The 11,752-nt window shown below is 60.4% G+C and carries 9 protein-coding genes and 1 pseudogene; 6 read left to right on the top strand and 4 right to left on the bottom strand.

The genetic code is table 11. From position 1 onward, the window contains the following. Positions 1-109: 109 nt before the first annotated feature. The 5 genes and pseudogenes from ACZYOF_RS11555 to ACZYOF_RS11535 all read left to right on the top strand — a co-directional run. Positions 110-1,126: pseudogene (locus ACZYOF_RS11555) on the top strand (TRAP transporter large permease subunit); the annotation flags it as partial. Between the two features lie 246 nt (positions 1,127-1,372). Next, positions 1,373-1,954 (top strand): TRAP transporter small permease subunit, encoded by a 582-nt coding sequence (locus tag ACZYOF_RS11550; RefSeq protein ID WP_130578955.1) that lies wholly within the window; start codon positions 1,373-1,375, stop codon positions 1,952-1,954. Between the two features lie 26 nt (positions 1,955-1,980). Further along, positions 1,981-3,636 (top strand): TRAP transporter large permease, encoded by a 1,656-nt coding sequence (locus ACZYOF_RS11545; protein ID WP_282530305.1) that lies wholly within the window; start codon positions 1,981-1,983, stop codon positions 3,634-3,636. Positions 3,637-3,678: 42 nt separating this feature from the next. Next, a complete protein-coding gene (gene nhaD / locus ACZYOF_RS11540; protein WP_130578953.1) occupies positions 3,679-4,959 on the top strand; it encodes a sodium:proton antiporter NhaD in 1,281 nt (426 codons plus the stop codon). Between the two features lie 79 nt (positions 4,960-5,038). After that, on the top strand, positions 5,039-6,211 hold the full coding sequence (locus ACZYOF_RS11535; protein ID WP_463715826.1) for a YXWGXW repeat-containing protein: 1,173 nt from the start codon (positions 5,039-5,041) through the stop codon (positions 6,209-6,211). A 185-nt stretch (positions 6,212-6,396) separates the two neighbouring features. Here ACZYOF_RS11535 and ACZYOF_RS11530 read toward each other — a convergent pair whose 3' ends face one another. Both ACZYOF_RS11530 and ACZYOF_RS11525 read right to left on the bottom strand, forming a co-directional pair. After that, complete coding sequence (locus ACZYOF_RS11530; protein WP_463715825.1) at positions 6,397-6,885, bottom strand: HPP family protein; 489 nt, start codon at positions 6,883-6,885, stop codon at positions 6,397-6,399. A gap of 66 nt (positions 6,886-6,951) precedes the next feature. After that, positions 6,952-7,836 (bottom strand): haloalkane dehalogenase, encoded by an 885-nt coding sequence (locus tag ACZYOF_RS11525; RefSeq protein WP_394569323.1) that lies wholly within the window; start codon positions 7,834-7,836, stop codon positions 6,952-6,954. 542 nt (positions 7,837-8,378) lie between these two features. Between ACZYOF_RS11525 and ACZYOF_RS11520 the strand changes: the two genes are divergently transcribed. Then, a complete protein-coding gene (locus ACZYOF_RS11520) occupies positions 8,379-9,068 on the top strand; it encodes a type 1 glutamine amidotransferase domain-containing protein (RefSeq protein ID WP_463715862.1) in 690 nt (229 codons plus the stop codon). A gap of 124 nt (positions 9,069-9,192) precedes the next feature. Here the strand turns inward: ACZYOF_RS11520 and ACZYOF_RS11515 are convergent, their stop codons facing one another. Beyond that, entirely contained in the window at positions 9,193-10,374 is a 1,182-nt protein-coding gene (locus tag ACZYOF_RS11515) for a radical SAM protein (protein WP_463715824.1), read from the bottom strand. 618 nt (positions 10,375-10,992) lie between these two features. Then, on the bottom strand, positions 10,993-11,631 hold the full coding sequence (locus ACZYOF_RS11510) for a serine hydrolase domain-containing protein (protein ID WP_463715861.1): 639 nt from the start codon (positions 11,629-11,631) through the stop codon (positions 10,993-10,995). Positions 11,632-11,752 lie beyond the last annotated feature (121 nt).

The raw sequence follows: 11,752 nt of genomic DNA, 5'->3' as shown, positions 1-11,752 counted from the left end.
TTTGCCCATTTTCCGATTGACGCTATCAATCCGCGCTGAAATGGTGCGGCAGCTTTCACTACCCCGTGGCGTTCACGCTGGCCGCAGTCGGGCTTTCGTTCGGATTCCTCTGATCGTGCTTGCCGACCAGCTCGGCAAATCGGTCGGCGACATGTATCTCGGCGCCTGGGGGCCGTCGATCTTCCAGATCCTGCTGTTCGCCGGCTACACCTTCCTGCTTGGCATCATCAAGCCGAGCCACGTGCCGGCAGTGCCGAAGGAAGCGCGCACGCTGACCGGCTGGGCATTGTGGAAGAAGTGCCTGCTCGGCCTCATCCCGTCGGCGGTGCTGATCTTCGTCGTGCTCGGCACCATGATGATGGGGCTTGCGACGCCGACCGAAGCCGGCGTCGTTGCCGCTGGCATCGGCACCATCGTCGCGATCCTCTACAGCGAGAACCTGATCTTCAAGATCATGTTCGCCATCACCTACCTTGCGGTGGTCTGGATCTGCCTCGAGGCGGTGCGCATTCCCGACCTGCGCGACCTGATCAAGCAGGGCTATGAGACGATCATGCGCATCACCTGCATGGTCACCTTCATTCTGATCGGCTCGACCTGCTTCTCGGTCGTGTGCCTCGGCGTCTCCGGCGGCGTCTGGCTCGAGCACCATCTGACATCGCTGCCCGGCGGCGTCTGGGGTATTTTGATCTTCATCAACCTCTTCATCTTCTTCCTGGCCTTCTTCCTCGACTTCTTCGAGATCGCTTTCGTCATCCTGCCGATGATCGCGCCGGTCGCGCAGAAGATCCTGGCGCCGGTCGTCGGCCCCGACGCGGCGCTGATCTGGTTCGGCGTCATGCTCTGCGCGAACATGCAGACGTCGTTCCTGCACCCGCCGTTCGGATTCGCGCTGTTCTACTTGCGCGGCGTAGCGCCGAAGGAAGTGAAGAGCTCCGACATCTATTAGGGCGCGATGCCCTGGATCGGATTGCAGGCGATCATGGTCGCGCTGGTGATCGCCTTCCCGATCACGGTGACGGCCCTGCTCGACAAGCCCCTCGACGTCGACCTGAACAAGGTGAAGATCGAGGTGCCGCAGATCGACCTGCCGCCGCTGGAATTCAGTCCTACACCGAAGCAATAACCGGACGGTCGGATCGATCCGGCCAAGTTCTTTCTCGAATCCCCTTTGCTAAAAGTGGCTGGCGCAGGACGGGCGCTCGGCCTACCGCACCGCCAATTCCCCTTCAATATCAACAAACTTCCGATTGACGCCGGCTCTGCCCGCTGGTTTGGTGCGGCGGGCTTCATGCTAGCTTGGCTGGATAAGCCACTGCGCCCGGTGGGCGCAGTCAAGACGGCAAGGGTCCGAAGCGGGGAGGATCATCGGTTGCAATCGCTCTTGAAATTGAGCCGTGGCATTGACGCGTTCACACGCTGGACCGGCAAGCGCCTGGCATGGCTGATCCTGGTCGCGGTCATCATCTCGGCTGTCAACGCCATCGTCCGCAAGACGCTCGATATGTCGTCCAACTCCTGGCTTGAGCTTCAATGGGTGTTGTTCAGCGTCGTATTCCTGTTGTGCGCCCCCTGGACCTTGCTCGACAACGAACACATCCGAATCGATATCGTCAACAACGCGCTGCCGAAGAAGGTACGCAACATCATCGACGTCATCGGTCACGCGTTCTTCCTGCTGCCGCTCTGCATCGTCATGATCATCACCGGCGGCCCGTTCTTCGTGCGGTCCTACGAGCTCAACGAGCAATCCGGCAATGCCGGCGGTCTGCCGCAATGGCCGGCCAAGTCGCTGATCGTCATCGGATTCGCTTATCTATTTGTCCAGGGAATATCCGAACTGATCAAGCGCATCGCCGTGATGCGCGGCCTCATTCCGGATCCGCACGACACGCAGGTGAATGCCATCGAGGCCGAAGTCGAACACCTCGTTGAGGCGATCGAAAAGCGCTGATCGCAGGCGATCGCGGGGAAATTTGGATGACAGCTTTTCTTATCGACAATATGGCGCCGATCATGTTCGCGGCGCTGGTTATCACGCTTCTGCTCGGCTATCCCGCCGCGTTTTCGCTCGGCGCCGTCGGGCTGATCTTCGCCGTCGTTGGAATCGAGCTTGGACAATTCCACCCCGACTTCCTGCAGGCGCTGCCCGAACGCGTCTACGGGGTGATGAACAACGACACGCTATTGGCGATCCCCTTCTTCACCTTCATGGGGCTTGTCCTCGAACGCTCCGGCATGGCCGAGGATCTGCTCGACACCATCGGCCAACTGTTCGGCACCATTCGCGGCGGCCTCGCCTACGCCGTCGTTTTCGTCGGCGCGCTGCTCGCCGCCACGACCGGCGTCGTCGCCGCATCCGTGATCTCGATGGGCCTGATCTCGCTGCCGATCATGCTCCGCTACGGCTACGACCGTCGCATGGCCACCGGCATCATCGCCGCTTCCGGCACCCTGGCCCAGATCATTCCGCCTTCCCTGGTGCTGATCGTGATGGCCGACCAGCTCGGCAAGTCGGTCGGCGACATGTACGAAGGCGCGTTCATTCCGGGCCTCGTGCTTGCCGGCCTTTATGCCGGCTACGCCTTCCTGGTCACGCTGCTGTTCCCCAAGGCGGTACCCGGCCTTCCTCCAGAAGCCATCGGCTTCCGCGAAAAGAATGGCAGCCGCGGGCTGTGGTCGCTCGGCGCGCTGTTCATTGCGAGCTCCGTGTTCGGTTGGTTCATGATGCGGGGCTCCGCCGTAAGCGGCGCCGACTACGTCGTGCTCAGCATGCTCTTCGGCATCCTGTTCGCGTTCTTCGTCGCCGTCCTTAACTGGATCATCGACAAGCTCACAGGCTTCCGCTTCCTCTCGGCGATGGCACAGCAAACCACGTTCGTAATGGTGCCGCCACTGTTCCTGATCTTCCTGGTGCTCGGCACCATCTTCATCGGCCTTGCCACGCCGACCGAAGGCGGCGCTATGGGCGCCGCGGGCGCGATCATTCTCGGCGCCACCAAGCGCCGGCTGAGCTGGGATCTGATCCGGCAGGCTGTGGAATCGACTGCGAAACTGTCGGCCTTCGTGGTATTCATCCTTGTCGGCGCCCGCGTCTTCTCGCTGACCTTCTATGGCGTCAACGGCCATGTATGGGTCGAGCATCTCCTGACCTCGCTTCCCGGCGGCCAGGTCGGCTTCCTGATCGTCGTCAATGCGATCGTCTTCGTCCTCGCCTTCTTCCTCGATTTCTTCGAACTCGCCTTCATCGTGATCCCGCTGCTCGGGCCCGCGGCCGAGAAGCTCGGCATCGACCTGATCTGGTTCGGCGTGATCCTCGGCGTCAACATGCAGACCTCGTTCATGCATCCGCCGTTCGGCTTCGCCCTGTTCTATCTGCGCTCGGTGGCCCCGAAGGAGTCCTTTATCGACCGCGTCACCGGCAAGCGCATGGAGCCGGTGACGACGGGCCAGATCTATTGGGGGGCGGTGCCGTTCGTCGTGATCCAGATCATCATGGTCGGGCTGGTCATCCTGTTCCCGTCGATGGTGATGCACTACAAGGGCTCCATTTCGACCGTCGATCCGAACTCCGTCAAGATCGAGGTTCCGGAGATCGAGCTGCCGCCGCTGGATTTCGGACAGCCCAAGAATTGATCAAGAACTGCTTTCGGCCTTGCGGGTTCACAGGGGCAGGTTTTGCTAGCCGCAATCATCGCGATTTTCGTCATCGCTTACGCCGCGATTGCGCTGGAGCATCCGATCGGCATCAACAAGTCGGCCTCGGCCTTGCTCGGCGCGGGAATGCTCTGGACGGTCTATGCCGTCGCGAGCGGAGACCCGGGGCTGATCGACAAGCAGCTCAACGAGTCCGTCTCCGCGACCGCCCAGATCGTCTTCTTCCTGATCGGCGCGATGACGATCGTCGAGGTGATCGATGCCCACAACGGCTTTGAGGTCATCACCTCGCTGATCCGCACCAGGAAGCAAGTCACCCTGATGTGGCTGATCGGTTTCGTGACCTTTTTCCTAAGCGCGATCCTGGACAACCTGACGACCACGATCGTGATGATATCGCTGATGCGCAAGCTGCTCGACAGCGCGAGCGACCGCCTGTTTTTCGCGTCCATGATCGTGATCGCGGCCAATGCCGGCGGCGCCTGGTCGGCGATCGGCGACGTGACCACCACGATGCTGTGGATCGGCGGACAGATCACGCCGCTCTCGATCATCGAAGGGGTTTTCCTGGCCTCGCTGATCAACCTGGTCGTGCCCCTCCTCGTCGTCGGCTACCTGTTAAGAGGCAAGGAGATCCCGGCGCTCCGTGAGCAGGACCGCGAAAGCTCGGCAACCAGCATCTTCGAGCGCAACATGATGTTCTATCTCGGCCTCGGTACGCTGATCGCGGTGCCCGTGTTCAAGACCGCGACGCACCTGCCGCCGTTCATGGGCATCCTGTTCGGCCTGGGCATCCTCTGGATGGTCGGTGAATTGATCCATCGGCACAAGGAGGAAGACGAAAAGCGACATCTCACCCTGGTCCACGCGCTGACGCGGATCGACATGAGCTCGATCGTCTTCTTCGTGGGGATCCTGCTGGCGGTCGCGGCGCTCGAGCACACTCACGTTCTCGAGATGCTGGCCAACTGGCTGGCGGCGAAGATCGGGCGCCAGGACATCATTGTCATTGCGCTCGGGTTGGTCAGCGCCGTCGTCGATAACGTGCCGCTGGTGGCGGCGACGATGGGCATGTACAGCCTGACGCAATATCCGGCCGACAGCTTCCTGTGGGAGTTCATCGCTTACTGCGCCGGCACCGGTGGATCGATCCTGATCATCGGCTCGGCGGCAGGCGTCGCCGCGATGGGTTTGGAGAAGATCCAGTTCTTCTGGTACGTCCGACGCATCAGCGGCCTTGCCTTGCTCGGCTATCTCGCCGGCGCCGCCGCCTACATCATCCAGTACAGGCTGCTGCACTAGACCAGTGCGCCATAATGTTGCGTCATTCGCTCAACATCGTTCCGACTCGCGGGGAGCTGCTCATGTGGAAGGAACAAACATGCGACGCCTTCTATTCATCATCGGGCTTCTTGCCGCGCTAGTCATTTCACCTGTCACCCAAGCCCAAATCATCAGCATTACGATCGCCCCGCCCGAGCTTCCGGTGTACGAGCAACCGCCGCTTCCCGCGCCTGGGTACATTTGGACGCCCGGCTACTGGGCTTACGGCCCGGACGGATATTACTGGGTTCCGGGAACCTGGGTGGAGCCGCCGGCCGTTGGCTTGTTGTGGACACCCGGTTACTGGGCGTGGCGTGAGGGCGTCTACGCGTGGAACACCGGTTATTGGGGGCCGCGTGTCGGTTTCTACGGTGGCGTCAACTATGGTTTCGGCTATGGCGGCCTCGGCTATGAAGGCGGCCACTGGGACAATGGCGTGTTGGCCTACAACCGCACCGTCAATAATTTCGGCAGCGTCAACGTCACCAACGTCTACAGCACGACCGTGATCAACAACGTCACGCGTGTCAGCTTCAACGGCGGCAGTGGTGGAATCACGACTCAGCCGACGGCACAAGAGCGGGTGGCTGCGCAAGATCACCACGTTACTCCTGCGCCTGCACAGATCCAGCAGCAGCACCTGGCGAGCACGAACAGAGCGCTGCTCGCCTCCGAGAACCATGGCCGCCCGGCAATCGCTGCGACAGCCAAGCCAGGCGAGTTCACCGGCAAGGGCATTGTCGCTGCACGCGAAGCAAAGCCGGGACCCGCACCGCTGCCGCAGCCGGTCGCTCCCAAAGCGCCTGCGAACAATGCGGTCGCCAACAAGCCGCTCGAGAGCAAGCCGCTTGCGGCCACCCCACCCGCCAATAAGCCTCTTGCGAACGATCCTCCCGCCGCGAACAAGCCACTTGAAAACAGGGCATCTGTTGGCTCGGAGCACGCTGCGCCGACCAACGGAGCGTTGCCCAAGCCGCCGAATGCGGTGGTCAGACCGGAAGCGAAGCCTCTGAATGCTGCAGCGAAGCCGGCAAATGTCGCAGCGAAACCGGTCGCAGCCCCACCGACGCCAAAACCAGGTGCCGTTGCCGCGGTCCCGAGGCTGCCCCAGCATCCACCCGCTGCTCCGGCGCCACACCGAGTTGCCGCCGCGTCGCATCCGGCGTCGCGCCCCGCGTCCCACCCTCCGGCTGCAAAGCGGAATGTCTCGCCGCATAACGAGGCGCACTAAAGCGCGATGAGATGAGGATGAATCATCATCGCGCTTTAGATTATTGTTTGAGCATGATCTTCTCACGCAAACGCTTCGCGTTTGTCGCGAGGGAAAACCGGTTTCCACTTTTCCGGATCATGCTCCAGGCGACACTGGCATGCTTTCCGCGACAGAAAGCGCAACTGGCGTGAAACGTTTCAGGGTCACCACCACCGGATAGGCGGCCCGGCATCGCCTTCATCGGCGCATCGCGTGACGAGATTGTTCCAAGCAAAAGCGAACGTTGTGAGCAGCAGGGCGGCGATACCAACTGGCACGATCAGAAAAATCCAGGACATGTTATTGACGACAACAACCAACGGATCGATGCCGGCAGGCGGGTGGAACGTGCCGGTCAGATGCATTGCGACCATTGCCAAACCAACAGCGACGGCAGCCGCCCACGGCACGGGGCCGCACAATTTCACAACCAGCAGTCCAACGATCGTGGAGACAAGATGACCGCCGATAAGGGCGCGGGGTCGCGCCGGCTCTGCTTTTGGCGAGCACAATACTGTTACGATCGACGTCGCGAATGGAATCGCGAAGAGAGGAACTGCGCTCTCAGAGGAGAACGCCTCCATGCTCCCGATCGCAATTGCACCCCCGACGGCTCCGGCGAGAACGGCACGTAGTTGAGATCGGTCGAGCATCCAAGCCTAATACCCAGGGGGCAGCGATGATCGTCCGAAGTCCGGCGATCTCCAAGTAAGTGCAATCTACAACTTCGACATCCAGCCGGAGATGGCCCGCCCGATCTCATCAGGCGAATCTTCCTGGACGAAATGGGTTCCCGCCACCTTCATCTCGGTCTGCGCTGGGAATCTGCGGGCCAAGTCGAGAACCGCGCCGTGGGCGAGGATCCCACCGGGCTCGGCCCTCAGGAACAGCTTAGGGACATTGCTCGTCGCCAGCCAGTCCGCGTAGGCGGTCACGATCGCAGTCACGTCGGCGGGCTCGCCTTCGATGGGGATCTGTCGAGGCCATGTCAGCGTCGGCCGTCGCCCCTCGCCCGGCTCGGCAAACGGCCGTCGGTACTCCGCCATCTCTTCGGCGGAGAGGGTACGCAGGATGGCACCTGGCAGGATCCTCTCGATGAAGAAGTTGTCTTGCAGGACCATCGCCTCGCCTTTCTCGGAACGCAGCGCCTCCAAGGCTGGACGCATTCCGAACCGGTCCCAGTGGTCCCAGTACTGCGGCCCAACGATCGCCTCCATGTACGCGATACCTTTCATGGCCTCGCGGTGGCGGTTGGCCCAATCGAAGCCGAGGGCCGAACCCCAGTCATGGATGACGAAGGTGACCCGCTCGCGCACATCGAGAGCCTCGAGCAGGGCGTCCAGGTAGCGGCGGTGCTCGACGAGGCGATATGAGCCGGGGCCACTGTCGGGCAGCTTGTCGGAGTCGCCCATGCCGATCAGATCGGGGGCGATACAACGGCCCAGTGGCTCCAGATGCGGCAACACGTTGCGCCACAGGTATGACGAGGTGGGATTGCCGTGCAGCAGCACGATGGGGTCGCCCTTTCCCACCTCCACATACGCCATCTCACTGCCGAGGACTCGCCGCCGCTTCTTTTTGTACGGAAATGCCGCAGAGATCATGTTTGATTCTCCTGTACTGGCCGACCAAGTGAGTCCTGGAGCCGCATTGCGGGCGCCTGACGGGAGGCCTTCACCGTCAGCGCGCAACTGCGTGATCTGACGGAATTACATTCGCGGATCGTCCGGGTTCGGATACAGGCATGCGCCTCACTTCGTCGTGAAAGCAAGCAACGCAAGACCATTACGACAGGGATATCTTGGCTCCGCGATGGTCGCGCGTCTCTTCGACGAAAACCCGATCTAGCGCTCGAGAAATGATGCGGAAGCCCATGAACCTGCACTGCCGGCAAATTACGGCAGCAGTGCTGACCGCTTCCACCCGCCAACGCGGATAGGCCGGCTCCTCGAGCGGCGCAATGGCTAATGGCTTCTAACAAGGCATAACGAGCAATTTTGCCGCTTGCGTGCCAACAGCACGGTGAGGCAGGCGCCATTGGTTGAACGGTCGAGATCGGTCATCCCGGGAGTGCTTGATGGCAGGCTGGAACGGGTCGAAACATTTTTCGTCCTTTGATGAAAACCGCCAAGCAATAGGAGCAATCATGAAAATCCTGATGGTTATCACCTCTCACGACCAGCTTGGAAATACGGGACGCAAGACCGGCTTCTGGCTTGAGGAACTCGCCGCTCCCTACTTCGTGTTCAAGGACGCCGGGGTCGAGATCACGCTCGCATCCCCGAAGGGCGGCCGTCCTCCACTCGATCCCAAGAGCAACGAGCCCGAATTCCGAACCGACCTTACGCGCCGGTTCGAGCAGGACGCCGCGGCCGAAGCTCAGCTCGACAAGACCGTTCGTCTTGAGAGCGTCAAGCAGGAAGACTTCGACAGTGTCTTCTATCCGGGCGGCCACGGCCCGATGTGGGATATCGTCGACGACAAGAACTCGATCAAGCTGATCGAGTCCTTCCTCGCCGCCGGTAAGCCAATCTCTGTCGTCTGTCATTCCACAGGTGCGTTGCGTCACGTAAAGGCGCCAGACGGCAAGCCTCTGGTTCAGGGCAAGGAAGTTACCGGCTTCACCAACGGCGAAGAAGAAGCCGTTGGCCTCACCAAAGTGGTGCCCTTTCTTGTCGAAGACGAGATGTTAAGACTGGGCGCCGTATTTTCGAAGAAGGCCAACTGGGCGGTTCACGTCGTTAGCGACGGCCTGCTGACCACCGGTCAGAATCCGGCCTCCTCCGGGCCCGCCGCGAAGCTCCTCTTGGAGAAGTTCAGCAAAATGAGGAAGTGAGCGAACAAAGCTTAGGGGAGGCTTTTTGCCTCCCCCGCGCTATTCGCCGACCAAGCACGACGCGGAGCGGGCATCGCCCAACAAACGAGAATCGAACTCCCGGTTGCCTCTTGCCACCCAACTGCTAAGCGCGTGTCAATGCGTCGCTCACGTTGACCCGTTCCCCGCCTGGCTTGCTGACATAAAGATGGCTCTCCAGGACGGATTGCATGTTCTCGAACATCGAATAGAGATCGTCGCAATATACCGAAGGATTGTCGTAACCATTTGCCTTGGAAAAACGATGCGGAAGATACCCCCCTCCGCAGGCGTTCATGAACTTGCACTGCCGGCATTTCTCGCACAGATTGATTGAGGCATCGCGCGCTGCTTTCCAGCGCGGCTCGTTCCTGACCTCGTCGATCGCATGATCGAAGATATTGAACCTGGTCTGCGTGAAGCCATCGCCTGCGATCCGGAGCACATCGTGGGCCTCCACCGTGCCATCGGTCATCACGGTGCAAAGCTCGATGGGCTTGTGGCCTACGCCCTCGGTCGGCGAATTGTTGCCAAGCAGGGCGGTGATCATGTCGGAAACAATGCGGATATTGGCGGTCGGCGCCGTGCGATTTGCCGTCAGCCACAAGTCGAACAACCCGTTGTAGAACGACGCAATGGATGGCGGCTTCTCGTCCACCGTCGCATCGGGGATCATGATGTCGTAGTTGGCAATTCCGCACGCGGCGAAAAACGCGACATATTGCTCCGGGAGGTAAGCAGGATTGCAGACAGCCAGGGCGCTTACGCAAATGTCGTGCGATACCAGCATGCGGGCGGCGCGCTCCACCGCTGCGTGGGTGCCCGTCCCCTGAAACGTGCGACGGTGAATGTCGTGAATATGTGCCGGTCCGTCGAGACTGATCGCTACCGAAATGTTGCGCGTCTCGAAGCAGTTCAGCCATTCGTCATCGATCAACACGCCATTGGTTGTGACCGCGATGGGAATGTCGCAGCCCGTTCGCGATGAAATGCTCTCGCAGGCCTCGGCAAAACGGTGGAAATTCTCGACACCCCAGAGCAAGGGCTCGCCGCCGTGCAGGACGATAGGAAAATCGACAAGGGAGTATCTTGCGACGTGCTCTTCGATGCGCCGCAACAACTGATGCAACACGTCCATGCTCATCAGCTTGGGCTTATCGTAGACGGCCGCGTCGCGGAACCAGTAGCAATAGGAGCAATCAATGTTGCATCGCGTTGCTACCTTGACCAGCAACTGCGTGATCGGCTGATCCTGGAAGGCGACAGCATTTGAATCGTCGACCAACATCCCGGCACCGAGACGTGCATGAAGAAAATGCGATTAAACTAGTATCCTCGGACAAAGCCCCCTCTGCGGAACCCTGGAGCGTATCCGCCTCTGCGGAATGCACCTGCGCCTGGATGGTATCCGGTCCTGCGGAAGCCGCCTGCATACGGCCCTCTGCCAAAGCCGCGCCTGAAATAAACTTGATTTACAACGGGTTGGTCCGGAATAGCCGCGGGTTGCTCGGAGCTAAGTCCTTCTGTTGAGGTCTGCTCGCGCAGTTCGTTCAGCAGCGCGTCGATGCCTGGATGGTCGCTCTGAATTGTTGCGCCTGGCCCGTGGAGTTGCAGGAGGCTAGCTAAGACCTTCAGCGTGGTAATCGCCATGGCTTCTGCTCCTTTTCGCAATGCAATTTTCGCGATGCAATTTAAAAGATCGAACGAAAGGCCGCTGCTTGTTTCCCTCAACCGAATGAGCAGAGGATAATATACCTTCCCTATTGCAGCGGAAATGTGATGGCGCCGCAGTGCTGCTATTTTTGCACGAAGCCCGCGGGTCAAAACTCATATCGGCGGCGAGGTTTCGTAGCGAGACGATCGGCAGCATTCGTGCATCGCCGCATTTCGTCCGGTTTCGGAAAGGTCAATTGGCGAATGCTTGATAGACCATATTTCGGATGAGAGAGCGGTAGTACGCACCGCGGAGCAGCGGCACTTGCACCATCAGAATGGCGACCAGGTTCTCTTTCGGATCTATCCAAAAGGTTGTCCCTGACGAGCCAGTCCAATAGAATTCTCCAACCGAGCCTGGCATCGGATTGCGTCCGACATCTGTGCGAACCGCAAAGCCAAGGCCAAAGCCTTGCCCCAGAGCCGGGCTTGGAATGAGTGAGCCGAAGCCTTGCACGGCTTGGCTTATTGCCGTTCCCGGAGGCAAGTGATCGGTCGTCATGTAGGCCACCGTCCGAGGGGAGAGAAAGCGTCTACCCTCGAATGCACCACCATTGAGCAGCATTTGGCAAAAGCGCGCGTAGTCGGCTGCAGTCGACACCATGCCGCCACCTCCGGAGAGCCAACTCGGACGCACACTCACATCGCGCATGGGCGGTCGCTTGCCCGTCGCTGCGTCCACCTGCGGTTCGGCAACGCGACCGGCATGCCCCTCGGATACGTAGAACCCGGTGTCAGGCATGCCGAGCGGCTTTGTTATGCGCTCGGCGATGAACTGATCCAGTTCCATACCAGACGCGACTTCGACGACGCGGCCGAGAACGTCGGGGATGTCCCGATCGGTGTTGAACTACGTCGGGCCGACGTTGCCAGAATGAATGTTACGCGGCCCTTGTGACATGGGCAACGGGCTTGATCGTCATGGGATTGTGGTGAGCTTGAAGGGCCGCACG

It is taken from the genome of Bradyrhizobium sp. LeoA1Lang (assembly GCF_055413685.1).
The sequence above is the reverse complement of the archived record's forward strand: the minus strand, read 5'-3'. Positions and strand labels throughout refer to the sequence as shown.